Here is a 25200-nt window from a genome sequence, read left to right as displayed (position 1 = left end):
TCCCCGAGCAGTGACGGTATCCCAGCCAGAGCCCCACCTCCGGGAGGTACCGCGGCGGTGCGCCGGTGTTGTCGCGGATGTCACCGGTGGGGAGTGGTCCGTCACGATCCGCTGGATCTGAGGCATTGGCTCCGCGCCGTCCAGCCGTTAACGTCAGGAGGTGGAATCAGTGCAGCCCCCCGCCGGTTCCCAGGTCTCCCGCGTACCGGCCCAGCGGACTCCGTCCGAACAGCTGCCGCCGGCCCCGCCAACGCCGGCACCACAGCCGCGACGTCGCCGGCTGCGCACCGTGCTCATCGTTGTCGGTGGTGTGCTCGCGCTGCTCCTGCTCGGCGGGGTGGCGACAGGTTTCGTGCTCTACAACCGCGCCGCCGCCCCGGACCGCAGCGCCCCCGACGTGGTCGTCGTCAACTATCTGCAGGCAGCGCTTGTGTCTCGCGACCCCAACAGAGCCAAGCTATTTACTTGTGATGGGTCGGTCCCGGCTCTGGATCAGTTCAATGCGCAAGCAGTCCGACGTGAGCAAGAACTTGGCGTTTCACTCTCGATCAACATCGAAGGTGTTAGCGTCGCGAAGATTAATTCGAATAATGCCTCGGTCACCGCTGTAATCCGCCGTAGTGCATCGATCGATGGGATTCAACAGAGTCTGGCTGATACCTGGCGGTTCGATGTTCAGGACAGAGACGGTTGGCGTGTATGTACTGGCGCGAGGGTCGGTTAGGTGTCACTCGATCCACAGCAGATGGACGGGTACCTCGAGCGTGGTGGGTGACTGGCCACGCCAGGCCCAGCGGTACCACTCCACCTCGGGCGTGATCCGCACGCAGATGTCGCCCTCGGCGCCCGAGTAGGTTTCGGTCACCGCCCGCATGTCCCGGTGTTCGCGTCCGTCCTCAACGTGCACCACCCGGCGTCCGGTGACCGCGTCCGCTTCGAACACGGGGGTGGGAGCGCGGTGGGAGGGGCCGTCGAGCGAGACCAAGCGGATGCCGGTGTCCCGTACGCCCTCCGTTGCGGGCCGTTCACCGACCGTCTCCACCCACACCCGCTCCACCGGCACCAGCGGCGCGAACACCTCTACCTGGTCGGCCTCGGCCCGGTACCACTCGTGTTCGGGGATGACCGGCACGTAGGTTCGGGCGCCCTGCACGACCCGGTCGTCCGCGCGCAGGTCTCCACGCCAGCCCAGCCCGGGCAGACCCACGAGCACCCGCTGCCCGCGCAGCTCCACGCGCCCGGTGGCGGGCACGATGGTCAGGGGGCGGGGTGGCCGGGGCGCCCAGTCGGGTTGGTCGGCGAACGGGTCCGGCAGCGGTCCGGTCATGCCAGTGACCGCCTCACTCCGCGGCGCGCAGCGGAGCGCCCCGCTGGCGCATGAAGGGGATCGGGTCGGTCGCGCCCCGACTGGACCGGTCGCTGCGCAGGTGCACCTCGAAGTGCAGGTGCGGTCCGGACGAATTCCCGCTGCTGCCGACCTGTCCGATCACCTCGCCGGCGGGGACGATCTGGTCCGGCAAAACGCGCGGCTGGACCACCATGTGGCAGTAACGGGTGATGTAACCACCGGCGTGCAGGATGTCGACGAACCAACCACAGCCACCCTTGCCCGGATAACCGTCCACGTCGCAACTCCGGCGCCCCTTGTTGTCCGGGTCGCAGCGGGCAACGAGCACTCGGCCGGTGGCCGCGGCACGGATCTCGGTGCCCTTCGCCGCTCCGATGTCGACACCGTTGTGGCTGGGTCGATCGGCGGTCCGGAAACCGGAGCCGACGTCGCCGGAGATCGGCGCCGTCCAGCCGGAGGCGGCGATCTCGCCGCGCTCGGCCGCGTCGCACACCGCCTTGCCGTTGATCTGAACGGTGCGAGCCGCACCACCAGCGAGTGCGTCCACGATCTTGCCGGCCAGCTCCTCGTGCTTGGCATACGCGTCCGGATAGGCGCTGACCTGGACCTGCTGCGCCACGACGGTCAGCGGTCGACGCTGCCAGCTGCGCACCTTGACGAGTTTCTCGTAGAACTTCCGGGCGGTGTACGCGGGTGTCATCCGCTCGGCGATCGAGCCCCAACCCGGACGCTGCTGAAAGAGGCCCAACGAGTCGTGGTCAGCACCGACGCCCTCGTGCGGCAGGGACAGCGACTCGGGCACGCCACTGTTGGCCAGGTTGCGCAGGGCGGACTCCTGCATCGCCGTGGCGAGGGCGATCACCCAACCACGCGAGGGAACCCCCATGTCCTGACCGACCTTGATAATGATCGCCGCGTTGCGGACCTGCGCGTCGCCGTACTTGCTGAACCGGGGTAGCTCGCCGGTGATGTCGACGGGACGCACCGGCCCGCAGCCCCAGCCGGCCAGGGCGTCCCCATTCTCCTCGTCGCCGCCGAGACCACTGAGGAAGAATGCCGCCGTCCCCCCGGTGCAGCAGAGCAGGAGCAGTACGCCGGTGAGTACCGAGGCGATCACGCCGGCCCGGACCGGCCGACGAAGAGCGCGGCCTGCTCTGCCGGCGGTCACTGTCGCTCCCAGTCGATGACGTCGACCAGCCAACTCTTGTCCGCCATCACCAGCTCCAAACGGAGACGGCCGGTGTTGAGCGGTAGCAGCACCTCGACGAAGGTCTCGGTGCGTGACCGCACCGTCGGCGGGCCGGTCACCTCCTCGGCCGGCACCCCGCCGGGCTCGGCGCCGGCCAGCTTCTCGGTGAGCGCCGGCGTCGACATCGGCCGTAGCCCGGCCTGCCACTGGTCGGCAGTCATGCCGGGCCGGCCGATCCAGGCCGAGGCGAACCGGTCCGCGATCTGCTCGGGCGAACGAGCACCGGGTGGAGTGACCGGCGATGGAGGTGCCTCGGTGGCGATCAGACCATCGTCACCAGCCGTCGGGTCGACCGTGGTGATCGGCCGGTTCGGCCGGTTGCTCAACCCGTCCGTCGGGTCGGTCGGACCGGACACCAGGCGCGCCGCTCCGATCACCCCGAAGATGAGGACCGCGATCAGCGCGGCCATCCCCAGCCGGGATCGCAGTGCCCGGGTGAAGAGAAACTCCAGCGCCCGTCGCATCGCTGTCACCGAGCCTCGGAACGCACCCGCGGTCCGGTGCGATCCGGCGCACGTTCGGTGGAGCCCGGCCGATAGACCACGAACGACGGGTTCTCGGCCGGAACGTCGGGTTCGGTCCACGTCGCCGGTTGCCGGCGACGAGGCTGCGGCGGCACGGGACGGTCTCGACCGCCGGTCTCCCCGATCGGTGCCTCGTCGGCGCGTTCGTGACCATCGGGCCGAACGTCGTCGGTGCGTCGGCTGCCGGCCGGGGTGGGCGTCGGCGTCGGGCCCGCGTCTTCCCGGCGGGCCTCCGGGCGCAGCCGGGTCTGCTCGGCGTCTGGTGACCGGCGGCGCCCGCCCACCGGTTCCACCGTGCCGCCGGGCTCCACGACATCGAGTCGCGCCGCGACCCGCATGTCACGGAAGAAGCGGCGGTGCCAGGAGCCGGCCGAACTGACCGCCTCGCTGCTGTCCTTACCGCCAAGCTGGGTGATCCGCCGGTACGGCCGTAGCAGTAGCCAACCGACCACTCCGCACAACCACACCAGGACCACCTGGAGCCATCCGGGAAGGGTGGGCGTACTCATGATCAAATCGACCGCGAACAGGTAGATGGCGGCCCCGGTGCCGAAGATGGCGATGTTGAAGATCGCGGCGACGACGGCGTTCGCCAGCCGTCGCAGACCGGCGCTGGCCGGTCGGAGCAGCCCCACGGTGCCCAGGATGGGCGCCGCGATCACCGCCCACCTGAAGATGAGGAACCCCAGCAGGACCAGAAGCGACGCCGTCAGGTCGAACATGGCGAACAGCACCGAGGCCAGCACCGCGATGAACCCCGCCCCGACCCGGTCCATGTCCCGGACGCCCTGGAGGTATTCGTACGCCTCCGGGTCCTCGGTCTGGATCTGCTGGGCCACCCGCGCCCACTGCTGCTGCTTCGCCTTGATCGTCGCCTCCCGGGTGGCCGGGTTGGCGCGCATTGACTGGGCTTCGCCCCATGTCAGGGATCGCGCGTCGTACAGCGCCGGTCCGTACTTGCGAGCCGTCTCGCTGTCGGCCGACCCGAGGACACCTCGGACCCAGTTTCGGTAGAGCATCGTCTCGGTAGCGGTGTCGCTCGCGCGAACGGCCGGCGTGCGCAGGTCTTTACAGCGGTCTGGATCAATGCATCGCCCTGGGTCGGGCTCTTTTGCTTGCGGGCCTACCGCGTCGTGGACCACACCGAGGCTGGTGATCAGCGTGCCGTCCGCGATGTTCGCCGACTTCACCGGCCAGGCGGCCAGCGCGGTGACGGCGACCATCACGAGGAGAGCCCAACCCGCGGTGGTCATCGCGTTGCTCATGTCCGACTGGCGGGAGCGCCAGAGTAGGTAGAGGCCCACCACGCACAGCGTGACGATCCCGAAGACGCTGAACACCTTCTCGTAGACGGACTTCGTCGCCTTCTCGACCAGCGGGTCCGCCCAGCCCCACATGGAACGGGGATCCCAGGCACGCTCGCGCAACGCGTTCGATGCGCCGATGACCGCCGTGGCGACCATGAACTCCCCGTTGGCCACCGTCGTCGTGAACTTGTAATCCGGATGCAGGACGCTCGATGCGCAGCCACCGTCGATGTCGTAAGTGTTGTAGCTGTAACCCGCGTACCCATAGAGGCTGTAGCGACCGGCTATGCCGTTCGCCGCCTCAGCCGGTGGTGCTGCGGCGAACCAGCCGGCGAGGCCGGAGTCGGGTGTGCCCGGGGTCGGCGCGTTGCGGCACTTGACCTCGTCCTCGCTGACCGCCTGGAGCTTCCCCACGCAGGCCCGGAAGTCGGCCTGCCACTCGGCGGTGGTGCAGAGTTCGGCTCGGGCCTGGGTGACGGGTGGGGCGGCTGCGGCCGCTTCCGCGCCGAGCAGCGGCCAACTGAGGGTGGCCCCTGCCAGGACGCCGAGCGCGAGCAGGAACGACGTGATCCGAACCCGGGCCCCAGCCATGTCACGCCTCCAGATCGGGCAGGGAGATGCTCGGTAGGACTCCGGCCGCCGCGGCGATCGCGGCGGGTGTCGTGTCGAGGTGGTCCAGCAGGCCGTCGACGTACGAGACGTCGACCCGGACCTTCTGCACCCGGCCGTCGACGTCGCGCATCACGAACTCCCGGAAGCCGAGGCGGGAGGCCGAGTTGCTGTCGGCGGCGGAGAGCGAGGCCAGGGTGGCCTCGTACCCGTCGTTGACCGGTACCCGCAGCAGGCGCAGCGCCTCGGAGGCGATCTCGGCGTCTTCGGCGATCCGGCCGACGAAGACGGTGGAGACGAGGTTCTGCACGTCGAGGCCGAGGATGTCGCGGGGGTTCTGCGAGGCGACCAGCGCGGCGAGGTTCCACTTCCGGGAGTCTCGGGCGAGCCGGACCAGGAACGAACGCCCGGACCGCCAGCCCTCCATGAAGTGCGCCTCGTCGAGGCCGACCAGCTTGCGGGACGACATCGACCCGCCGTAGCAGCGGCGGACGGCGAGCCGGTGCGCGGTGTGCAGCATCGGCAGGGCGAGGGCCTCCTCGGCCGACCAGTACTCACGTTCGATCTTGAGGTCGGGCAGCCGGAGCCCGGCCATGGTGATCACGGTGAGCGCCGCGTCCGCGCCCAGCAGCCCTTCGGGCGGCCGGCCGAAGAACAGCATGGCGAGCGGCATCTCGGCGGTGTCCAGGAGGAGGTTCGCCAACTCCTTGCCGGCGTCGTCGTCGAGCCGCCCGAGGCAGCTCACCACGTCGTCCAGGGTGGACGTCTCCTCGGCGGGTACCTGCCGGACGGCGTGCCGGAACAGGGTGGCGGTCGACGCCTCCCGGGCCACCTGCGGCGGCACGAGCATCATGCAGATGTCCTGGACCAGCATGCGGCGTTCGGCCCGCGCGTTGGAGACGGCGATCTCGAACTCACGGTCGCCGGCGGCCCCGCTGGCGAACTCGCTGCGCAGGGGCGTGGGGATGAGCGAGTAGGGCGCCAGGGTGCCGTGCTCGGAGCCGGTCAGGTTCAACACCCGGGAGTACGGGCGCAGCTCGGGCATGGCACAGAGCCGGGCCAGCGGCCCGGACGGGTCGAGGAGGGTCACCTGCACACCCCGTCGGGCGGCGAGGTAGCCCAGCGCGCCGAGCAGGGTCGACTTGCCACCACCCGGCTCGGCGACGAACACCGCGAGCCCGGAGCGTTCGCGTACCTCCATGGGGAAGTGCAGGTCGAGGAAGACCGGACGACGACAGGTGCCGGCGGTACGCCCGATCAGGTCGCCCCGGCGGTCGCCGACGGTGGAGGCGGCCTGCGGGAGCGCGGCGGCGAGCAGCGGGACGGGCATCCGGCGGACGTAGCCGGTGTTGGCGATCGGTTCGCCGGGGATGAACTCGCGGGCCAGCCAGTCCTGGTTCTTCGGGTGCTGCAGCGAGATGCGCAGCTCGCGGGAGTAGAGCTGGATGAGCCGGCGGGCCCGCTCCAGGCACTCCTCCCTGGTCCGGCCGCCGACGGCGATGCGGTGCCAGCCGTGTGCGCGCGCCGAGTCGACGGGCAGGCCGGTGGTCATCTCGTCGCCGATCACCAGGGCCCGCTTGGCGAGGCGTTCCAGCTCCGGGGGAGCGTCGATGCCGTGCTCGGCGTAGTCGAGCTGCTGGGAGCGGATCATGCGGAGCCGGTGCTCGAGGTTACGGAACGAGTCACCGGAGCCGAGGATGTCGACCCGGGTGGAGATCTCCATCGGCCAGGGCAGTCGTTCGTGGAAGTGCAGCCACGGCTCGTGCCGTTCCGGGATCTCCAGCGGTTCCATCCGGCCGACGGCGAGCACGGCCACGTGCCGTTCCTCGCCGGTCATCCGGTTGACCAGCTTGACGGTCGAGCCGTACGGGGTGCGGTAGCGCTCGACCTGTTCGGTCAGGGCGAGCAGGTCACCGCGCTCCCACTGCCCGTCGGTCACCGGCGAGAGGCGACCCGGGGGCGCCATGCACAGCGCGACCGAGCGGTAGAGCAGCCATTCCAGCTCCTGCGCGGTGACCCGTCGGCCACGCATGCCGAACGCGCCGAGCACCTCGTCGAACTGCTCGACCGTGCGACCCAGCTTGCGACGCTCGCCCTCCGCCGTGCCCCGGCCGAAGGTGCGGAGCAGCCGTTCGGTCATGGAGTCGCCGAGGGAACGCCGGGCGAAGGTGACGCCCAGGTAGGTCTGCCCCTCGGCGTGGTTGACCGCCATCAGGTGCCGTTGGGCGGCGACCAGGTGGTCCGCCCAGCCGGTCGTTCCAGGCACGTCGGGCAGCGGCGCGGCCGTGTGGGTGTCGATGGTGCGTGCCCACTCGTCGGCTGGGAACGGCCGGGTGGTCCGGCGCAGGTGCAGCCGGAAGCCGGCGAGGCCCGCGTACTGCTCGGAGATCGCCGACAGCAGCGCCTCGCGTTCGGCGTCGGGGCGGAAGGCCCAGCGCACCTCGGGCAGCCAGTACCAGGCGGTCACCGTGTTCGGCGTGAAGGTCAGGTGGCCGGCGATCTCGGTGATGGCCAGCTCGACCGATGGGTCCCGGTCACCGAACTTGATTTTCGGAGCGCGGACCCGGACCGGCTTGATCGGCCGGTCCTGACGGTTCGCGGCCCGCTGGCGGGGCGTGGTGACCTCTCTGCCGGCGCCGGTGGGTCGCTCCGTCCGGGTGGTCCGGTGCGGCCCGCGTTCCAGGGCCGGCCGGTCGACCGGCGCGGTCGGCTGCTCTGCCGGGGCGCTCGGACGCTGCACCGGCGCCGCCGTCTGCCCGGCCGATGTGCTGCTGGACACCCGGCTCGCCGGGCCGCTGGACGGCGGCGCGGGCGCGGCTGGGGCGGTCTGCTCGACCTCGACCGTGGGCTGCGGCATCGGCCGTCGGTCGCCCGCCTGGTGTGGCAACCGGGGCTCGACGGTCGGACGGGTGTCGATCCGGTGGCCACTGCTGGAGGGGTCGTCCGGTGTCCACGGTGGCTCCAGCTCGGGAGCCGGCCGGGTCGGCGTCGGCGGTTGCTGCGGGATCGCCGGCTGGGGCCGGCTGGCGGGAGCCGCCGTCACGGCCCGGGGCCGCGCGCCACCGAACAGGTCCAGGAAGGGCGAGTCGATGTCGGCGTTGTCGCCGGCCGAGACCGTGCTCGGCTCGGTGGGAGGCGTCCGGCGGGTGACCGGCCGGGGTGCCTGGAACACGCCGACCGCGCCGTGACCGGGCGAGGTCACCAGCGCGGGATCGAGTGCGACCTCATCCTCGGTCTCGGGGTAGTCGAACGACTGCGAACGGTGACTGGCCGGCACGGCCGGGCGGCCGGCCGGGGAGCCCGGCGTGGAAGAGCGACTCATGCGACCGCCTCACCCGCGTGAAACAGACCGATCGACGTGCCCCCGGTCATGCCAGCTCCTCCCGGATCCTGATCCGGCTGCCGACCAGGCGCGGGTCGCGCTGCTCGATCGCCGGCTCCCGGGTGCGTCGCCAGTCGGTCAGCGCGGTGCGGATGACCACCCGCGCCGGCCGGTCTGGATCAACGTGCCGGAAGATGAACGACGTGGTCACGATGGCGAGCGCGATCTCCCAGGCAGGGAAGAGGTCGACCGTCAACGTGAACAGCCAGTGGATGAACATGTAGAGGGGGACGAGCAGGATGAAGAGCCCGTACTGGGCGTAGGGCAGGTGGACCGGAAGGGTGTAGCCGGGCGGCCCGAGGTAGACCAGGCGGGCCCGGTAGATGTCGTCGTCGGTGCGCAGCCGCATCTGGTGACCGCGCCTATTCGAAGATCAGGTCGATCAGGTAATCGCCGACGAAGAAGAGTGTTGCCGCGCCGGCGATGAAGGCCAGCCCGACGATGGCGATCGCCGAGCTCGTCAGGACCTTGGAAATCTCGCCCCGACTGGCGCGACCGATGAAGATGACGCCCAGGACCGCGAGCAGGATCGGCGCGATCTTGCTGGCGAAGAAGGTGACCACACCGTTGGTGTCGATCCCCTTCGGTGCCGGCTCCGCGAGCGGAGCCGAGGCCAGGGTGGAGAGCGCGTGGGCGACGCCGGACGACGCCGTCTCCATGAGCTCGAAGGCGATCACTGGAACCTCCCCATATCGCGGCCGGCGGAGCCGCGGCGGTGCAGTAGGCAAGCCTGGCGGGAAATCTGCTCACAGGGCGGAGCGATTTCGACCCTGTGTTCGTTACTCACCACGGAGGGTGGCGAGCTTTGGGCGGTTTTTACCCGCTTCGGCCCTCCCTCCAGACTTCGCCATCTCCATGCTGGCCAATTCCAAAGCGTACGGGCCGCCCCGGATTGCGACAAGCCGCGAAGGGACTGCCTGTTGCTGCCCGGACGACCGATCGTACACCTGTTCCAATGCGCACGTCAGGGATGGTCGACCCGGGTGGCCGAGCTCCGTCGTCATGACCGGTACGGTCTAGTCGTGACCGATCTGGTACGGGCTCCGGGCCCGGTGGTGATGGGCGTCCTCAACGTCACGCCGGACTCCTTCTCCGACGGCGGACGGTACGCCGACCTCGACGCGGCCGTCGGACACGGCGTCCGTCTGCGCGAGGCCGGGGCGGACCTGGTCGACATCGGCGGCGAGTCGACCCGCCCGGGCGCCGACCGGGTCGACGCGGCGACCGAGGCCGAACGCGTACTGCCGGTCATCCGCGAGCTGAGCGCCGCCGGGGTGCCGGTCAGCATCGACACCAGCCGCGCGCGGGTGGCCGAGGCGGCGCTGGACGCCGGCGCCGTGGTGGTCAACGACGTCTCCGGCGGACTGGCCGACCCCGACATGGCCCGCGTCGTGCGGGACGCCGGCTGCCCCTGGGTCCTCATGCACTGGCGTGGCCACTCCCGGCAGATGCGTGACCTGGCCAGCTACACCGATGTGGTGACCGACGTACGCGTGGAGCTCGGGCAGCGCGTCGACGCGGCGCTGGCCGCCGGGGTGGCCGCCGACCGCATCGTCGTCGACCCCGGCCTCGGTTTCGCCAAGACGGCCGCCCACAACTGGGAACTCAGCGCGCGCCTACCGGAGCTGCTGGACCTCGGATACCCGCTGCTCTTCGGCGCCAGCCGCAAGTCCTACCTCGGTCGCCTGCTCGCCGCCGCCGACGGCACACCGCGGCCAACCGCCCAACGCGAGGCCGCCACCGTGGCCACCAGCGTGCTGGCCGTCGCGGCCGGTGCGTGGGGCGTACGCGTGCACGACGTGCGGGCCACCGCGGACGCGCTTGCCGTCTGGACCGCCACCGGCCGGCCGCGCCTCACGCCCGTCCGTCCCGACGGCCGGCCGGTCGGCCGTGCGGAGGCCATCCGATGAATGACCGGATCCAGCTGACCGGCCTGCGGGCCCACGGCCGGCACGGGGTGTACGACTTCGAGCGGGAGCAGGGGCAGGATTTCGTGGTCGACGCCGTCCTCGAACTGGACCTCGGCCCGGCCGCCGCCAGCGACGACGTCACCGCCACGGTCCACTACGGCGAACTGGCCGAGCGGCTGGTGGCGGTGGTGACCGGAGAACCGGTCAACCTGATCGAGACCCTGGCCGACCGGCTGCTCACGGTCTGTCTGGCCGACGAGCGGGTCGTCACCGCGACGGTCACCGTGCACAAGCCGGAGGCGCCGGTGCCGCACACGTTCACCGACGTGGCCGTCACGATGACCCGGACGCGTACCCGATGACCCGGGCCGTGCTGTCGCTCGGCAGCAACCTCGGCGATCGCCTGGACCACCTCCGGACGGCCGTCGCGACGCTGGGTGACGCCGTGCTGGTGGTCTCCGGGGTGTACGAGACTCCACCGTGGGGAGACGCCAACCAGCCCGCGTACCTCAATGCGGTGGTGCTCGCCCAGGACGGGAGCGCGACCCCGCGCGACTGGCTGGCGCGGGCCCACGACGCGGAGCGCGCGGCCGGTCGGGTCCGTGACCCGGGGCGGCGGTTCGGGCCGCGCACCCTCGACGTGGACGTGATCGCGGTGTGGGGCGACGACGACGAGCCGGTGCTCAGCGACGAGGAGGAGCTGACCCTGCCGCATCCCCGCGCACACCTGCGCGCGTTCGTGCTGCGGCCGTGGATCGACATCCAACCGTACGGGCGGTTGCCCGGCCATGGCTGGCTGACCGACCTGCTCACCTCCGGCCCGGCCGCCGACGACGCGCTGGAACTGCGTCCCCGGCCGGAACTGACGTTAGAGTCGACGACATGACCCAGTGGAGCCGGCCGGCATGAGTCAGGCGAAGTCCCCACCGCCGGGCCCCGACGGGTCGCGGATGGGCCCCACCCGGATCTCGACGCTGGTCGTGGCGGCCCTGGCCGCGGCGGCGGTGGCCTGGCTGCTGATCAGCGCGCTCTACTACAGCGGCATCCCCCGCCTGCCGTGGCTGCCGGTGGTGACGCTGGCCGCGCTCGCGGTCCTGGAGGCGTACGCGGCCGTCAACACGCGCGGCCGCATCGACCGGAAGCCCGGTCGGGATCCGGTCAATCCGCTGCTGGTCGCCCGGTTCGTGGTGCTGGCCAAGGCGTCGGCGCTGGCGGGCTCCATCTTCGCCGGTTTCTACGCCGGGCTCAGCGGGTGGCTCTTCGTGGAGACAACCCGGGCGGCCACCGAGGACCGGCCGGCCGCCGGAGGCGGGTTGCTGGCGTCGCTGGCGCTGGTGGGCGCCGCGTTGTGGTTGGAACGTTCCTGCCGCGTCCCGGAGCGCCCGGACGACGAGCACGAGCAGGACCAGCGCGAGAGCCGCCCCGGCCAGCGCTGAGCAGGGGGTTACGTCCGGCTCCCACCGCGGGTACGGTGCCTCCGATCGGAGAGCAACGGCCGCCCCGGTCCATCCGGGTGCCGGGACGGAAGCGGCCGGCCACTGGGGAGGCGGTGCCATGGGGTACGAAGACACGGGCCGGGAGCGGTCGGTCGACCCCACGCCCGCGGTTCCCGCCGCCGTCCTGGAGAACGTCTTCGACGATCCCACCCACGGCGAGCCGGGCCGCGACCGCGTCGGCGTGCACGTGTTCTGGGAGTTCCTGCTGCTGGCCGGTCTGGCTGCCCTGGGCTGGCTGCTCTGGCGGGCCGACCCGGACGCGCTGCGCGGTGCCGACCTGCGCACGTTGCTGGTCGACGCGGTCGGCCTGGGGCTGCTCGCTCTCGCCGCCGGGCTGAGTCTGCGCACCGCCGCCCCCAACCTGGCCATCGGGCCGGTGGCGGTCGCCGCCGCGCTGCACTACGCGGAGCAGGGTGACCGGGGCCTGGCCGCGTCCGTGGGGTCGGCGGTCGTGGTCGCCGCGGTGGGTGGTCTCGTGCTGGCGCTCGCCGTGGTGGCACTGCAGGTGCCCGCGTGGGCGGCGAGCCTGGCCGGTGCCGCCGGCGTGGTGGTGTACATCGAACGCCGGTCTGCGCCGGTGCTGGTGCAGGGGGACTACGACCCGAGGCGGACGGCCGGCTACCTCTTCGCCGGGTTCGCCGCCGTCGCGGTCCTCGGCGGTCTGTTCGGCGCGATCCGCGCGATCCGCCGGTTGGTGGGCCGGTACCGGCCGGTTGCCGATCCGGCCCGGCGCCGGGGCGCGCTGGCCGCCGTGGTCACCGCGCTGGCGCTCGTCGGCTCCACCGTGCTGGCCGCGCTCGCCGGGGTCCTGCTCGCCGCCAACCCTCCCGGCGTCGTCACGCCCACTTCCGGGCTGGACTGGACCGTGCTGGCCATCGGTGTGTCCCTGCTCGGCGGCACCAGCGCGTACGGCCGGCGCGGCGGCGTGTTCGGCACGGTGCTGGCGGTCGGCCTGGTCACCGTCTTCGAGGCGTACGCGCCGGAGCGCGACTGGTCGGTGAGCCGCTGGGCGGTGGGCGGGGTGGCGCTCGGTGTCGGGCTGTTGGCGACCCGACTGGTCGAGACGTTCGGGCGGCCCCGGCCGGGTGTGGTGGAGAAGCCGGAGCCCGTCGGCGACGGCACGATCAGCTCGGGTTGGAGCGTGCCCCGGCCCCAGTCGGCCGACAACTGGCCGCCGACCCTGCCGACGCCGCCCGCGCCGGAACCGGCCGACCCGTGGCGGGATCCCCGCTGGGAGGACGGCCCGCGGCGCTGGGATGTCGGCGACCGGTGAGCCGTGTGGCGTCCGCCGAGCCGGCGGTGATCTCGACCGTTAGGCTCGCCGCATGACCGACACACCACCCGCCGCGCCCGGCGGAACCTCGTTCGAGGAACTCGACGCGCTGTCCACGGAGGAGTTGCGGGAGCGGGCGTTCGCCCTGGCCCGGGAGCGCCGCGACGTGGGCTTCTACTGGTCGGTGCTGCGCCATCTGCCGAACGCGGACGAGGCCACGGTGCTGGACGGCGCGCCGAACTCGATCGGCCCGACCATCGACGAGGCGAACGCGTTGTGGCGGGAGTTGACCGGGCACGGCTACGAGGAGTCGGCACCGCTGCTGCGGGCCGCCTTCATCGACTATCTGTTGAAGCACTGAGCCGCCCGACGCAGCCCAGGTCCGCCCGGTCGGCCGGCAGGGGCCCTGGGCGGATCATGGGATTGGTCCGTACGGGCCCGGTCAGCGGCTACGGGACGGCCGCCGGCACCGGCGCGCTCGCCGTACTGCTGCTGGTCGGCATCTGTGGCAGCCCGGCGTACACCGGTTGGGCCGCCGCGACGCTTACCGACCCGACCTCGGCGGGCGGCTTCTACCTGCGCCTGCTCGCCTGGCCGGCCTGGCGACTGGACGCGGACGGGCAGGCCGGCGGCCTGTTCGCCGCCGACCTGCGGGCCGTCGCGCTGGTGCTCCTGGCGGTGGCGCTGCTCTACCTGCTGCCCGCCGCGCAGGTGGCCCGGGTACCCGGGCCGGTCAGCCAGTTCTTCTCCGGCTGGGCCGCGTACGTGTTGGCCGGCGGGCTCGCCGCCGTGCTGGCGGCGCTCCTCGGCCCGGACCCGTCGCTGCTGAAGGCGCTGCAGGATGCGAGCAGCGGCGCCGGCTACGGCTTCCTCACCGGCTGGATCATCGGCACCGCGAGCCTCGGCGGCCGGGCCTAGCCGCCAGCCCAGCAGACCGGACCGGACCGCCAGCCGGCCAGCCCAGCGGACCGGACCGCCAGCCGGCCAGCCCAGCGGACCGGGCCCAGCCGCCACGGCGAGCGGACTCAGCCAGGGGCCGCGTGGGCCGGCCGCTAGCGACCCGGGTCGAGCAGGCTCTGGCGGCTGAGCGCGCCCACCGGGCGGCCGTCGTCGGTCACCAGGAGGCGATCCTGTCCCGACGTCAGCAGTGCCGCCAGGGCGTCGTACGCCGTGCCGTCGAGCCCCACGGTGGGCAGGTCGGCGGGGGCGTCGCCGGGCACGGGCTCCAGGGAATCCCGGTCGAGCGGGGTGACCGCCAACCGGCGGATGCCCCGGTCGGCGCCGACGAACTCCCGGACGAACGCGGTGGCGGGGGCGCCGAGCAGCGCGGCCGGCGTGTCGTACTGCTCGAGATGCCCGCCCTCGGACAGCACCGCGATCCGGTCGCCGAGCCGGACGGCCTCGTCGAGGTCGTGGGTGACCAGGACGATCGTCTTGCGGACCTCGGCCTGCAGGCGAAGGAACTCCTCCTGCAGGCGGGCCCGGACGATCGGGTCCACGGCCGAGAACGGCTCGTCCATCAGCAGCACCACCGGGTCGGCGGCGAGCGCCCGGGCCACGCCGACCCGCTGCCGCTGACCGCCCGACAGCTCGTGCGGGTAGCGGCGGCCGAACTGGTTCGGGTCCAGTCCCACCAGGTCCAGCAGTTCGTCGACCCGGGCGCGGGTCCGCTGGCGGGACCAGCCGAGCAGGCCCGGGACGGTGGCCACGTTCGCCCGGACCGTCTGGTGGGGGAAGAGGCCGACGTTCTGGATCACGTAGCCGATCCGACGGCGCAGCCGCACCGGGTCGGCGTCCGTGACGTCCTCGTCACCGAGCATGATCCGACCGGCCGTCGGCTCGATCAGGCGGTTGATCATGCGGAGCACGGTCGACTTGCCGCAGCCGGACGGGCCGATCAGCACCACCAACTCGCCGGCCCTGACGTCCAGGCTCAGCTCCCGGACAGCCTCGGTGCCGTTCGGATAGCGCTTCTGGATGCTCTGCAGGGAGATCGACGCCGCGCGAGGGGATTCGGCTGCGCCGGGGGCCTCCGGGGTAACGTCCACGTATGTCCTTCCGCCTGAGCTACCGGGCCGACCCGGGTAACCCCTGGTTCTCCTGGCAGTACGTGCGGGACAACTCTGACACGATCCTTGCCGCCGTGCGCGAACACGCCTCCCTCACCGGGCGCGCGGTGCTGATCGCGGTGCTCATCGCCCTGCCGTTGTCCGTGCTCGCGTACTGGTTCCGTCCGTTGGCCGGCCCGATCCTCGGCATCACCGGAGTGATCTACACCATTCCGTCGCTGGCGCTGTTCGCCTTCATCGCGCCGTACCTGGGTACCGGCGCCACCACCGTACTGGTCGGGCTGGTCCTGTACGCGCTGCTGCTGATCGTCCGCAACGTGGTGGCGGGGCTCAACCAGGTGCCGCCGGAGGTCGGCGAGGCCGCCGAGGGCATGGGCTACGGCCGGTGGCGGCGGCTGTTCCGGATCGACCTTCCGCTGGCCATCCCCGGCATCCTGACCGGGCTGCGGCTGGCCACCGTGTCGACCGTCGCGCTGGTCACGGTCGGGGTGCTGGTCGGGCACGGCGGCCTCGGGCAACTGATCTTCGCGGGCTTCCAGAACAACCTCTACAAGGCCGAGATCATGACCGGGACGGTGCTCTGCGTGGCGTTGGCGGTGCTGCTGGACCTGCTGCTGGTGCTCGTCGGCCGGCTGGTCACTCCCTGGGCCGCCCGGGGCGTCCGGTGAGCGCCGCCGCGAACCCCCTGCAGCAGGGGGTGCTCTGGCTCAACGACCCGCTGAACTGGACCAACCCCGGCGGCATCCTGGAGCGCCTCGGCGAGCACCTGACGATCTCTGCCCTGGCGGTGGCGCTCGGCTGCCTGGTGGCCTGGCCGGTCGGGCTCTGGCTCGGGCACGCCGGTCGGGGCGGCGGCCTGGTGGTGCTCGTGTCCAACGCCACGCTGGCCATCCCCACCCTGGCGCTGCTGACCATCCTGCCGCTGACGTTCCTCGGTTTCGGGCGTACGCCGGTGGTGGTGGCGCTCGCCGTCTTCGCCGTACCGCCGCTGCTGGCCAACGCCTACACCGGCGTACGCCAGGTGGACCCGGAGGCGCGCGACGCGGCCCGGGGGATGGGCCTGTCCGGCGGGCAGTTGCTGCGGCGGGTGGAGCTGCCGTTGGCGGTGCCGTACCTGGCCGCCGGCTTCCGGACGGCGGCCGTGCAGGTCATCGCCACGGCGGCGCTGGCCTCGTTCGTCAACGGCGGCGGGCTCGGCGAGATCATCCGTACCGGGTTCGGTCTGAGCATCGCCGTCGGCGGTGGGCAGATCGTGGCCGGCGGTGTGCTGGTGGCCGGGCTGGCGTTGCTGGCCGAGCTGCTGCTCGGGATCGTCGAACGCATGGTCACCCCGCGTCCGCTGCGCCGGGGCCGGCGGCGCGCGGGCCGTCCGCGACCCGCCGACGCCACCGGCCGCGCCTGACAGGTCACCGGGCGTGCTCCGTCCGGGTGAGTGGACGCCGAAGCGGCGACCAGCGGCGGGCCGGTCGGTGACGATGCGGTGACGAAGCCCATCCCGAGTTGTCGGTCGGCCGTGGACCATGTTGGGTGGGAATTGCGGGCGACCAACATCCAGGATCGCCCGTCGGACACGCGGCCGGCCCGGGACGGGTCGCGCCGGGACACGGAAGGCGGGCGGCACATATGCGCGCACGTACACGTCTCGCGATCGGCGCCGTCGGCGTCGTGGCCGGGGCAGCACTTCTCACCGGGTGTGGCGACGCCGGCTCGTCCGGCACCGACGCTCCCCAGACCAGCGCCTCGGGCGCCGGGTGCGCACCGGTCGCCGGCAAGCAGCTCATCGCGCTGACCGACGACAAGAAGCTCCAGAACTCCGACAACGTCCTCCCGGCGATCAACAGCAAGGTGGCCAACCCACAGCTGATCGCCGCGCTCGACAAGGTCTCCGCGACGCTCGACACGCCGAAGCTGGTCCAGCTCAACAAGGCGGTCGACGTCGACCGCAAGACCCCCAAGGTCGCGGCCGAGGAGTTCGCCAGCGCCAACAACCTCACCGCGGGCATCGCCAAGGGCCCGGGTGGCGAGATCGTGGTCGGCGCCGCGAACTTCAGCGAGAGCCAGATCCTGGGCGAGCTGTACCGCATCGCGCTCACCGGCGCCGGCTACCAGGTCAAGGTGCAGCAGATCGGCAACCGGGAGCTGTACGAGCCGGCGTTGGAGAAGGGCGAGGTTCAGGTCGTCCCGGAGTACGCGTCGACGATGGCCGAGTTCCTCAACACCAAGGCCAACGGCCAGAACCCCCCGCCCGTCTCCTCGCCTGACATCAACACCACGGTGACGGCGCTCAAGGCCGAGGGCGACAAGGTGGGCATCACCTTCGGTGCCCCGGCCGCCGCGCAGGACCAGAACGCCTTCGCGGTGACCCAGGAGTTCGCCGACAAGTACGGCGTACGGACCCTCTCCGAGCTGGCCGCGAAGTGCTCCGGCAGCGCCACCGTGCTGGGCGGCCCGCCGGAGTGCCAGCAGCGGCCGTTCTGCAAGCCGGGCCTGGAGAAGACCTACGGCCTCTCGGTGGGTTCGTTCTCCTCCCTGGACCAGGGTGGACCGCTGACCAAGAACGGTCTGCGTGAGGGCAAGATCAGTGTGGGCCTGGTCTTCTCCTCGGACAGTGCGTTCGCCACGAGCTGACGCTCTGCTACGGCGTGTGACGGACGCCCCCGCCCCGCAGGGGCGGGGGCGTCCGTCCGTCCGGGAACCGTTCCCTCCGGTGCGGATCGTCGGTAGGCTGCACTCCCATGCCAGCCCCGGTCACCTCCGACGCCCGGCGTCAACCGCTTCTGCTGACCGTGCTCTTCTGGGGCGGCGTGGCGCTGGCGCCCGTCGCGGCGTTGATTCTCCTGGTGGCTGACGGTAACGGTCCGCTGCGTCTCGCGGCGGTGCTCGCCATCGTGGCGGTGGTCCTGATCGGCCTCTCCATCGCGCTGCGCCCCGACGGGGACGGCACATCGGCGCGGGCCGACGAGCTGCTGGAGGAGATCGAGGAGTTGCGCCGGGAGTTGCGCGCCGAGATCGTGGCCGCCGCGCAGCGCGGTAACCAGGCGCTCGACCAGGCGCAGCGCGCCCAGGACGGGATCGCCGCGGTCCGTCGCCGCCTCGACGCCACCGGTGCGGCCCTCGCTGGCGCCGCCCCGGCCGCCGAGCCGGCGGCGGCCAGCCGGGCCCGCGTGCCGTCCGTCGAGCCGGTGGACGACACCCCACCCGCCCGCAGCCGGGTACCGGTCCCCGGCGACATCCCGGCCGCCCGGGTGCGGGTACCGGCTCCGGGCGAGGCCGCCGGTCGGATTCCGGCCCCGGCCACGGACGAGGACGCCCCTCGGGTGCGGGTGCCGGCACCGGACGAGGCGGCCGGTCGGTGGGGACGCGACGACCGTGCCGACGACGAACCGGCGTACCGCCACCGCGCCGCGGATGCTCCCGAGCCCACCGCCGGCAGCGTGTACGGCGCCACTGCGCGCCCGCCGGAGCACGACCGGGCGCGGGAGTACAACCCGCCGCGCGAGTACGACCGCCCGCGTGAGCGCGACCGCCCGGAGTCGACGCACCGGCCGGTCGGCGTGGTCCGGCACACCGAGACCGTGCACGTCACGACCCGGCACACCGTCGTCGACGGCGGTCCCGCCGAGTCGGGTGGGCGCTACGGCGCCGGGTACGGCGGCCAGTGGACCCCGCCGGCCCAGGAATGGACCCGGGGCGGCGGCGCCCAGGGGCGTGCCCGTTCCTGGGACGACGCGCAGGAGCCCCGGTCCGAGTACGCCGACGACGACCGCGAGCGCCGCGCCGACGACCGGTCCTGGGGTACGCAGCACGCCTCTCGGGGGGAGCCGGCCCCGGTTGGCCCCCGCGACGGTTCGGGATGGGGCGGGCCCGATCGTGGCGACGAGGTGCCCCGCAGGACGGCTCGCGCCGACGAGCCGGAGTGGACCGACCAGCGCGACGCCTACGCGCCGGCCGACGAGTCCGCGTGGGACGGTCGTTCGCAGCGCCGTGGCTGGTCGGAACAGGCCGAGCCGGAGCGCGCCGGCGCCCCGCAGCCCGGTCCCGCCCTGCGCGCGGACGACACCGGCGAGTACTGGTCCCAGCTTCGGGCCGGCGACCGGTGGGCGGCCGTCCGCGACGACGACAACGGCCGTGAGCTGCACGTCGGGGAACGCCGGGCCGAGGTGCACGCCGACGCCACGGGCACCGAGTACCGGATGGCGGACCGTTGGGCGTCCGTCCGCCACGAGGACGCCCGCCGCCACGAGGATCCGCGCCGGCAGGAGGACGCCCGCCGGCACGAGGATCCGCGCCGGCACGAGGATCCGCGCCGGCAGGAGGACGCCCGCCGCCACGAGGATCCGCGCCGGCAGGACGAACCTCGGCCGGCGTTGCCGGTCGGTGGCGTGGCCGTACCGGACGAGTGGCGTCCGCCGCGTCAGCGCGGCCACGAGCCGGAACCCGCCCCCGAGCGGGGTGGCCGCCGCCGGGTCGAGGAACGGTACGGCTACCCGCCGCAGGACGACGCGCCCCGTGCCGGCGGCGCCCCGATCACCGACCGCTGGCGCTGATCCCGGTCACTTGTCGATGTCGCCGACCACGAAGAACATCGAGCCGAGGATGGCGATCAGGTCCGGTACGAGGCAGCCGGGCAGCAGGGTGGCCAACGCCTGCACGTTCGCGTAAGACGCGGTGCGCAACTTCAACCGCCACGGCGTCTTCTCACCCCGCGACACCAGGTAGTAGCCGTTGATGCCGAGCGGGTTCTCCGTCCAGGCGTACGTGTGGCCCTCCGGCGCCTTGAGCACCTTCGGCAGGCGGGTGTTGATCGGCCCGGTGAGCCGGTCCACCCGGTCCAGGCACTGCTCGGCGAGGTCCAGCGACGCGTACACCTGGTCGAGCAGCACCTCGAAGCGGGCGTGGCAGTCCCCGGCGGTCTTGGTGACCACCGGGACGTCCAGCTCGTCGTACGCCAGGTAGGGGTCGTCGCGGCGCAGGTCCAGGTCGAGGCCGGAGGCGCGGGCGACGGGCCCGGACGCGCCGAACGCGGCGGCGTCGGCGGCGGACAGCACGCCCACTCCGACGGTACGGGCCAGGAAGATCTCGTTGCGCCGGATCAGGTGGTCCAGGTCGGGCAGCCGTCCGCGTACCTCGCCGATGGCCGCACGGGCTCGTCCCGTCCAGCCGTACGGAACCTCTTCCTTGAGGCCGCCCACCCGGTTGAACATGTAGTGGATCCGGCCCCCGGAGACCTCCTCCATCACCGCCTGGATGGTCTCCCGTTCCCGGAACGCGTAGAAGACCGGTGTGATCGCGCCGATCTCCAGCGGGTATGAGCCGAGGAACATCAGGTGGTTGAGCACCCGGTTCAGCTCGGCGAGGGCCATCCGCAGCCAGGTGGCCCGCTCGGGCACCTCCATGCCCATCAGGCGTTCCACGGCGAGCACCACGCCCAGCTCGTTGGAGAACGCCGACAGCCAGTCGTGCCGGTTGGCCAGCACGATGATCTGCCGGTAGTCGCGTACCTCGAAGAGCTTCTCCGCACCCCGGTGCATGTAGCCGACGATCGGTTCGCAGGCGACCACCCGTTCGCCGTCGAGCACGAGCTTCAGTCGCAGCACGCCGTGCGTCGACGGGTGCTGCGGGCCGATGTTGAGCACCATGTCGGTGCCGAGCTGCTGACCGCCGGTGCCGGCGACCAGCCCGGCCCCGGTGCCGACGGTCAGTTCACGGAGGTCCCCGGCGTCGGTGCTCATGCCCGTCATCGTGCCACGGCCGTCGGTAGCCCGATGCCGACCGGTTGGCGCAGCCACCAGTGCCCGCCGAGCCCGGCCGGGTCGGTCAGCTCGGCCACCGCCGACGCCGCGGCCAGCGCCCGCACGTAGCCGGCCGGGTCGGTGCCGGCCAGGCCGAGCGGCGGTCGACCGCCGTCGGCCCCGAGCGCCCGCAGCGCCTCGGTCTGCAAGCTCAGGGAGTACGCGCACCGGGCGACCGCTGCGCCGGCGGAGGCGACCGAGTCCATGGCCACGTGCGCGGTGACATCGCTCGACGCGTCCGGCACCGGAGGCACCTGCCGCCCACCCCGGTAACCCGTCAACGTCCCATCCACCGGCCGCCCCTCCCGCAGGTGCCCATAGTCGACCGCCACCGCCAACCCGCGCCTGATCCTGCCCACCGCGTACCCCCAGGCTTCGTCGCGTGGTCTGCCGATTTCTGCGCGGTGGTCGGTGTGTGGGGTTTCCGGGCAGCCCGGCCGGCTCCGGGCGGTCAGGCTTGATCCCTGCGCCGGCCGGGCTGCCCCGAAGCCCGACCGGCTTCCGCTCGTCGCGTCCGTCGAGGCCGGACCACCGGTCACGTCACGGTCCGCACCGTGAGGGCTCGCCGGACTGGGCCACCAGGTGGTCAGCCAATCAAGATCAGCGGCGTTGACCGGCTCACCAACCGTCTCCAACCCGGTCGAGGGATCGACCAGCACATACCGCCACCCATCGTCGGTGTAAACGGCCACGTCCAACGGCACGTTGTCCAGCCACTCGGTCGCCAGCAACAGTCCGGTGATGCCGTCGGGGATCTCGGTGGTCCAGTGGATCTCCTTGGGCAGGTTCTCCGGGCGGCTGGCGTACTCGACTGCGGTGAAGCGGATCCGTTCCGCGAGCGACCGACGACCGGCGACCCACGACGGCCCATCGGGTGACCGACGGACGGCGGCCGCAGGAGTCAGGGTTTCCGGGGAGCCCGCCCACGCAGGGATCAAGCCTGACCGCCCGGAGTGGGCGGGCTCCCCCCGGAAAACCCCAAGGCCGAACCGCCAGATCAGACCCCCTTGGGGTGCCACACCGTCTTCGTCTCCAGCAGGGTCGTCATCCGGGTCACCCCGGGGTCGGCGGTCCAGTCGTGGTCGGCCGGGGCCGGTCGGAGCACCCGCTTCAGGTTCTCGGCCGCCTTGACCTCCAGCTCGCTGGCGAGCGACGCGTCGGTCACCCCGGTCAGGTCGATCGCGTTGACGTCCAGGTGCGCGGCCAACGTGGGCGCGGTCTCGGTGATCGCGCCGGTCAGGATGTTGACCACACCGCCGGGCAGGTCGGAGGTCGCCAGCACCTCGGCCAGCGTCACCGCCGCCAGCGGTTCGGACGGCGACGCCGCCACGACCACCGTGTTACCGGTGACGATCGCCGGGGCGATCACGCTGACCAGGCCGAGCAGCGCCGGGCGTTCCGGGGCGACCACCGCGACCACGCCGGTGGGCTCGGGCGCGGAGAGGTTGAAGTAGGGGCCGGCGACCGGGTTCGCGCCGCCGTACACCTGGGCGAGCTTGTCGGCCCAGCCGGCGTACCAGACCCAGCGGTCCACGGCGGCGTCCACCTCGTCGCCTCCGATGCCCAGCGCGACGAACTGCTCGCGGCGACCCTCCAGCATCTCGGCGGCCCGGTAGAGGATCTGACCCCGGTTGTACGCGGTCGCGCCGGCCCAGCCCTTCACGGCGGCGCGGGCGGCGACCACCGCGTCCCGGGCGTCCTTGCGGGAGGCCAGTGACACATTCGAGGACTGCACGAGATACGACCGTCCCGACTCGCTGCGCGGGAACTTCCCGCCGATGAAGAGCTTGTACGTCTTGCGTACCGCGACCCGCTCAGACATTGAGGTACCCCTCCAGCCCGTGCCGGCCGCCCTCGCGACCGTAGCCCGACTCCTTGTAGCCGCCGAACGGCGAGGTGGGGTCGAACTTGTTGAACGTGTTGGCCCAGACCACGCCGGCGCGCAGCCGGTCGGCCATCCACAGGATCCGGGAGCCCTTGTCGGTCCAGATGCCTGCCGACAGCCCGTACGGCGTGTTGTTGGCCTTCTCCACGGCCTCGGCCGGCGTGCGGAAGGTGAGCACCGACAGCACCGGCCCGAAGATCTCCTCGCGGGCGATTCGGTGGGCCTGGGTGACGCCGGTGAAGATGGTGGGCGCGAACCAGAAGCCACGGTCAGGCAGCTCGCACGGCGGCGACCAGCGCTCGGCGCCCTCGGCGGAGCCGGCGTCGGACAGCTCGCGGATCCGCTCCAGCTGGGCGGCCGAGTTGATGGCCCCGACGTCGGTGTTCTTGTCCAGCGGGTCGCCGACGCGGAGTTGGGCCATCCGCCGCTTGAGCGACTCCAGCACGCGGTCGGCGACGTTCTCCTGGACGAGCAGGCGGGAGCCGGCGCAGCAGACGTGTCCCTGGTTGAAGAAGATGCCGTTGACGATGCCCTCGACGGCCTGGTCGATGGGGGCGTCGTCGAAGACGATGTTGGCGGCCTTGCCGCCCAGCTCCAGGGTCAGCTTCTTGCGGGTGCCGGCGACCGACCGGGCGATGGCCCGGCCGACCTCGGTCGAGCCGGTGAAGGCGACCTTGTCCACGCCGGGGTGTTCGACCAGCGCGCGCCCGGTGTCGCCGGCGCCGGTGACGATGTTGACCACGCCGGCCGGCAGGTCGGCCTGCTGGCAGATCTCGGCGAACAGCAGGGCGGTCAGCGGGGTGGTCTCGGCGGGTTTGAGCACCACCGTGTTGCCCGCCGCCAGCGCCGGGGCGATCTTCCAGGCCAGCATGAGCAGCGGGAAGTTCCACGGGATGACCTGGGCGGCCACCCCGATCGGCTGCGGGTTCGGCCCGAAGCCGGCGTGACCGAGCTTGTCGGCCCAGCCCGCGTAGTAGAAGAAGTGCGCGGCGACCAGCGGCAGGTCGACGTCGCGGGATTCCTTGATCGGCTTGCCGTTGTCCAGCGACTCCAGGACGGCCAGCTCACGCGAGCGCTCCTGGATGAGCCGGGCGATCCGATACAGGTACTTGGCCCGGTCGCGGCCGGGCATCGGACCCCAAACCTTGTCGTACGCCTTACGGGCGGCCTTGACCGCACGCTCCACGTCCTCGGCGTCGGCCTCGGCGACCTCGGCCAGCACCTCCTCGGAGGCGGGGTTGATCGACTTGAAGCTGCCGCCGCTGGTCGGGTCGACGAACGTGCCGTCGATGAACAGCCCGTACGCGGGCTTGAGGTCCACCACCGAGCGGGACTCGGGGGCGGGGGCGTATTCGAACATCGGCTATCAGTCCAGGGTGAAGTAGTCGGGACCGGAGTAGGTGCCGGTCGTCAGCTTGGTGCGCTGCATCAGCAGGTCGTTGAGCAGGCTGGACGCGCCGAAGCGGAACCAGTCCGGGTCGAGCCAGTCCGGGCCGACGGTCTCGTTGACCATCACCAGGTACTTGATCGCGTCCTTGGTGGTCTTGATGCCGCCGGCCGGCTTCACGCCCACCTGTCGTCCGGTGGCCGCGCGGAAGTCGCGGACCGCCTCCAGCATGACCAGGGTCACCGGCAGCGTCGCCGCGACCGGGACCTTGCCGGTGGACGTCTTGATGAAGTCGCCGCCGGCCAGCATGGCCAGCCAGGAGGCGCGGCGCACGTTGTCGTAGGTGGCCAGCTCGCCGGTCTCCAGGATCACCTTGAGGTGGGCGTCACCGCAGGCGTCCTTGGTGGCCACGATCTCGTCGTAGACCTCCTGGTACCGCCCGGCCAGGAACGCGCCCCGGTTGATCACCATGTCGATCTCGTCGGCGCCGGCCTCGACGGCGGCCCGGACGTCGGCGAGCTTGATCTCCAGCGGCGCCTGGCCGGACGGGAACGCTGTCGCCACGCTGGCGAGGTGGACACCGGATCCGGCCAGCACCTCGGCGACGTACGGGACCATCGCCGGGTAGACGCAGACCGCGCCGACGTGTGGGCACGACAGGTCGGCCGGGTCCGGGCGCAGCGCCTTCGCGGCCAGCGCGCGCACCTTGCCGGGGGTGTCCGCGCCCTCGAGGGTGGTCAGGTCGACCATGCGGATCGCCAGGTCGATCGCCTGGGCCTTGGCGGTGGTCTTGATGGAGCGGGTGCCGAGCTGTGCCGCCCGCTGCTCCGCGCCGACCTGGTCCACGCCGGGCAGGCCGTGCAGGAAGGTCCGCAGAGCGGTCTCGGATCGTCCCAGCTCGGAGAGGTCCGACCGGGCCGACGTCGTTGTCGCCGTCATGCCGAGAAGTCTACGCACGGAACCGCGGAG

The 25200-nt window shown here is 72.1% G+C and carries 25 protein-coding genes; 12 read left to right on the top strand and 13 right to left on the bottom strand.

Going from position 1 to position 25200, the window contains the following annotated elements:
* Positions 1-289 precede the first annotated feature (289 nt).
* Entirely contained in the window at positions 290-724 is a 435-nt protein-coding gene (locus AB0J36_RS16235; protein WP_357392939.1) for a hypothetical protein, read from the top strand.
* Between the two features lie 3 nt (positions 725-727).
* On the opposite strand, the gene AB0J36_RS16230 is transcribed toward AB0J36_RS16235, so the two are convergent.
* Genes AB0J36_RS16230 through AB0J36_RS16200 form a run of 7 tightly spaced genes read right to left on the bottom strand, consistent with a single transcriptional unit; the run spans position 728 to position 9096 of the window.
* A complete protein-coding gene (locus tag AB0J36_RS16230) occupies positions 728-1327 on the bottom strand; it encodes a hypothetical protein (protein WP_357132785.1) in 600 nt (199 codons plus the stop codon).
* 13 nt (positions 1328-1340) lie between these two features.
* Positions 1341-2516: a M23 family metallopeptidase gene (locus tag AB0J36_RS16225; RefSeq protein ID WP_357392941.1), complete on the bottom strand. Its 1176-nt coding sequence runs from the start codon at positions 2514-2516 to the stop codon at positions 1341-1343.
* A complete protein-coding gene (locus tag AB0J36_RS16220) occupies positions 2513-3070 on the bottom strand; it encodes a hypothetical protein (RefSeq protein ID WP_357132781.1) in 558 nt (185 codons plus the stop codon). Before AB0J36_RS16220 ends, AB0J36_RS16225 begins: the two co-directional genes overlap by 4 nt.
* Positions 3067-5019: an MFS transporter gene (locus AB0J36_RS16215; protein WP_357172622.1), complete on the bottom strand. Its 1953-nt coding sequence runs from the start codon at positions 5017-5019 to the stop codon at positions 3067-3069. Before AB0J36_RS16215 ends, AB0J36_RS16220 begins: the two co-directional genes overlap by 4 nt.
* A gap of 1 nt (position 5020) precedes the next feature.
* Positions 5021-8359 carry an ATP-binding protein gene (locus tag AB0J36_RS16210; RefSeq protein WP_357392943.1) on the bottom strand — a complete coding sequence of 1113 codons (3339 nt, stop codon included), beginning with the start codon at positions 8357-8359 and terminating at the stop codon, positions 5021-5023.
* Between the two features lie 46 nt (positions 8360-8405).
* Complete coding sequence (locus AB0J36_RS16205) at positions 8406-8768, bottom strand: hypothetical protein (protein WP_204942430.1); 363 nt, start codon at positions 8766-8768, stop codon at positions 8406-8408.
* A 13-nt stretch (positions 8769-8781) separates the two neighbouring features.
* Positions 8782-9096 (bottom strand): hypothetical protein, encoded by a 315-nt coding sequence (locus AB0J36_RS16200; RefSeq protein ID WP_053654780.1) that lies wholly within the window; start codon positions 9094-9096, stop codon positions 8782-8784.
* 345 nt (positions 9097-9441) lie between these two features.
* Here AB0J36_RS16200 and folP point away from each other — a divergent pair, with 345 nt between their 5' ends.
* The 7 genes from folP (at position 9442) to AB0J36_RS16165 (ending at position 14016) form a co-directional block, all read left to right on the top strand.
* Positions 9442-10329: a dihydropteroate synthase gene (gene folP, locus AB0J36_RS16195; RefSeq protein WP_357132774.1), complete on the top strand. Its 888-nt coding sequence runs from the start codon at positions 9442-9444 to the stop codon at positions 10327-10329.
* The gene (gene folB / locus AB0J36_RS16190; RefSeq protein WP_357132772.1) at positions 10326-10691 is read left to right on the top strand and encodes a dihydroneopterin aldolase; all 366 of its coding nucleotides are present in this window, start codon (positions 10326-10328) and stop codon (positions 10689-10691) included. The genes folP and folB overlap by 4 nt, the downstream gene beginning before the upstream one ends.
* On the top strand, positions 10688-11215 hold the full coding sequence (gene folK / locus AB0J36_RS16185) for a 2-amino-4-hydroxy-6-hydroxymethyldihydropteridine diphosphokinase (RefSeq protein ID WP_357132770.1): 528 nt from the start codon (positions 10688-10690) through the stop codon (positions 11213-11215). The genes folB and folK overlap by 4 nt, the downstream gene beginning before the upstream one ends.
* 19 nt (positions 11216-11234) lie before the next feature.
* On the top strand, positions 11235-11765 hold the full coding sequence (locus AB0J36_RS16180) for a DUF3180 domain-containing protein (protein ID WP_357172610.1): 531 nt from the start codon (positions 11235-11237) through the stop codon (positions 11763-11765).
* A gap of 118 nt (positions 11766-11883) precedes the next feature.
* Entirely contained in the window at positions 11884-13098 is a 1215-nt protein-coding gene (locus AB0J36_RS16175; protein ID WP_357172607.1) for an ABC transporter permease, read from the top strand.
* A gap of 52 nt (positions 13099-13150) precedes the next feature.
* Positions 13151-13459, top strand: a complete 309-nt coding sequence (locus AB0J36_RS16170) for a hypothetical protein (RefSeq protein WP_357132764.1) — start codon at positions 13151-13153, stop codon at positions 13457-13459.
* A 56-nt stretch (positions 13460-13515) separates the two neighbouring features.
* Complete coding sequence (locus tag AB0J36_RS16165) at positions 13516-14016, top strand: hypothetical protein (RefSeq protein ID WP_357132762.1); 501 nt, start codon at positions 13516-13518, stop codon at positions 14014-14016.
* Positions 14017-14150: 134 nt separating this feature from the next.
* Here AB0J36_RS16165 and AB0J36_RS16160 read toward each other — a convergent pair whose 3' ends face one another.
* Positions 14151-15146 carry an ABC transporter ATP-binding protein gene (locus AB0J36_RS16160; protein WP_357392946.1) on the bottom strand — a complete coding sequence of 332 codons (996 nt, stop codon included), beginning with the start codon at positions 15144-15146 and terminating at the stop codon, positions 14151-14153.
* 2 nt (positions 15147-15148) lie between these two features.
* On the opposite strand from AB0J36_RS16160, the gene AB0J36_RS16155 reads away from it, so the two are divergent.
* The 4 genes from AB0J36_RS16155 (at position 15149) to AB0J36_RS16140 (ending at position 19714) form a co-directional block, all read left to right on the top strand.
* Positions 15149-15835: an ABC transporter permease gene (locus AB0J36_RS16155; RefSeq protein WP_357392948.1), complete on the top strand. Its 687-nt coding sequence runs from the start codon at positions 15149-15151 to the stop codon at positions 15833-15835.
* Positions 15832-16569 (top strand): ABC transporter permease, encoded by a 738-nt coding sequence (locus AB0J36_RS16150; RefSeq protein WP_357132756.1) that lies wholly within the window; start codon positions 15832-15834, stop codon positions 16567-16569. The genes AB0J36_RS16155 and AB0J36_RS16150 overlap by 4 nt, the downstream gene beginning before the upstream one ends.
* Before the next feature lie 221 nt (positions 16570-16790).
* A complete protein-coding gene (locus AB0J36_RS16145; RefSeq protein WP_357132754.1) occupies positions 16791-17795 on the top strand; it encodes a glycine betaine ABC transporter substrate-binding protein in 1005 nt (334 codons plus the stop codon).
* Positions 17796-17902: 107 nt separating this feature from the next.
* On the top strand, positions 17903-19714 hold the full coding sequence (locus AB0J36_RS16140) for a hypothetical protein (protein ID WP_363660814.1): 1812 nt from the start codon (positions 17903-17905) through the stop codon (positions 19712-19714).
* Positions 19715-19720: 6 nt separating this feature from the next.
* On the opposite strand, the gene AB0J36_RS16135 is transcribed toward AB0J36_RS16140, so the two are convergent.
* Genes AB0J36_RS16135 through deoC form a run of 5 tightly spaced genes read right to left on the bottom strand, consistent with a single transcriptional unit; the run spans position 19721 to position 25170 of the window.
* Complete coding sequence (locus tag AB0J36_RS16135) at positions 19721-20908, bottom strand: NADH-quinone oxidoreductase subunit D (protein ID WP_357172599.1); 1188 nt, start codon at positions 20906-20908, stop codon at positions 19721-19723.
* On the bottom strand, positions 20905-21978 hold the full coding sequence (locus AB0J36_RS16130) for an SAM-dependent methyltransferase (RefSeq protein WP_363660813.1): 1074 nt from the start codon (positions 21976-21978) through the stop codon (positions 20905-20907). Before AB0J36_RS16130 ends, AB0J36_RS16135 begins: the two co-directional genes overlap by 4 nt.
* Positions 21957-22781: an aldehyde dehydrogenase family protein gene (locus AB0J36_RS16125; RefSeq protein WP_357175041.1), complete on the bottom strand. Its 825-nt coding sequence runs from the start codon at positions 22779-22781 to the stop codon at positions 21957-21959. Before AB0J36_RS16125 ends, AB0J36_RS16130 begins: the two co-directional genes overlap by 22 nt.
* Positions 22774-24204, bottom strand: a complete 1431-nt coding sequence (locus AB0J36_RS16120) for an aldehyde dehydrogenase family protein (protein ID WP_357130346.1) — start codon at positions 24202-24204, stop codon at positions 22774-22776. The genes AB0J36_RS16125 and AB0J36_RS16120 overlap by 8 nt, the downstream gene beginning before the upstream one ends.
* A 6-nt stretch (positions 24205-24210) precedes the next feature.
* Complete coding sequence (gene deoC, locus AB0J36_RS16115; protein WP_357130343.1) at positions 24211-25170, bottom strand: deoxyribose-phosphate aldolase; 960 nt, start codon at positions 25168-25170, stop codon at positions 24211-24213.
* Positions 25171-25200: the final 30 nt, after the last annotated feature.

The sequence above is a fragment of the Micromonospora sp. NPDC049662 genome (genome assembly GCF_040675055.1).
GTDB lineage: Bacteria > Actinomycetota > Actinomycetes > Mycobacteriales > Micromonosporaceae > Micromonospora.
Note: the sequence above shows the minus strand (reverse complement) of the source record. Positions and strands in the feature narration are given on the sequence as shown.

Coding starts and splice junctions, on each gene's coding strand:
- AB0J36_RS16230 (WP_357132785.1), bottom strand. CDS start 1,327: ATGACCGGACCGCTGCCGGACCCGTTCGCCGACCAACCCGACTGGGCG.
- AB0J36_RS16215 (WP_357172622.1), bottom strand. CDS start 5,019: ATGGCTGGGGCCCGGGTTCGGATCACGTCGTTCCTGCTCGCGCTCGGC.
- AB0J36_RS16210 (WP_357392943.1), bottom strand. CDS start 8,359: ATGAGTCGCTCTTCCACGCCGGGCTCCCCGGCCGGCCGCCCGGCCGTG.
- AB0J36_RS16205 (WP_204942430.1), bottom strand. CDS start 8,768: ATGCGGCTGCGCACCGACGACGACATCTACCGGGCCCGCCTGGTCTAC.
- folB (WP_357132772.1), top strand. CDS start 10,326: ATGAATGACCGGATCCAGCTGACCGGCCTGCGGGCCCACGGCCGGCAC.
- folK (WP_357132770.1), top strand. CDS start 10,688: ATGACCCGGGCCGTGCTGTCGCTCGGCAGCAACCTCGGCGATCGCCTG.
- AB0J36_RS16180 (WP_357172610.1), top strand. CDS start 11,235: ATGAGTCAGGCGAAGTCCCCACCGCCGGGCCCCGACGGGTCGCGGATG.
- AB0J36_RS16175 (WP_357172607.1), top strand. CDS start 11,884: ATGGGGTACGAAGACACGGGCCGGGAGCGGTCGGTCGACCCCACGCCC.
- AB0J36_RS16170 (WP_357132764.1), top strand. CDS start 13,151: ATGACCGACACACCACCCGCCGCGCCCGGCGGAACCTCGTTCGAGGAA.
- AB0J36_RS16165 (WP_357132762.1), top strand. CDS start 13,516: ATGGGATTGGTCCGTACGGGCCCGGTCAGCGGCTACGGGACGGCCGCC.
- AB0J36_RS16155 (WP_357392948.1), top strand. CDS start 15,149: ATGTCCTTCCGCCTGAGCTACCGGGCCGACCCGGGTAACCCCTGGTTC.
- AB0J36_RS16145 (WP_357132754.1), top strand. CDS start 16,791: ATGCGCGCACGTACACGTCTCGCGATCGGCGCCGTCGGCGTCGTGGCC.
- AB0J36_RS16140 (WP_363660814.1), top strand. CDS start 17,903: ATGCCAGCCCCGGTCACCTCCGACGCCCGGCGTCAACCGCTTCTGCTG.
- AB0J36_RS16135 (WP_357172599.1), bottom strand. CDS start 20,908: ATGACGGGCATGAGCACCGACGCCGGGGACCTCCGTGAACTGACCGTC.
- AB0J36_RS16125 (WP_357175041.1), bottom strand. CDS start 22,781: ATGTCTGAGCGGGTCGCGGTACGCAAGACGTACAAGCTCTTCATCGGC.
- AB0J36_RS16120 (WP_357130346.1), bottom strand. CDS start 24,204: ATGTTCGAATACGCCCCCGCCCCCGAGTCCCGCTCGGTGGTGGACCTC.
- deoC (WP_357130343.1), bottom strand. CDS start 25,170: ATGACGGCGACAACGACGTCGGCCCGGTCGGACCTCTCCGAGCTGGGA.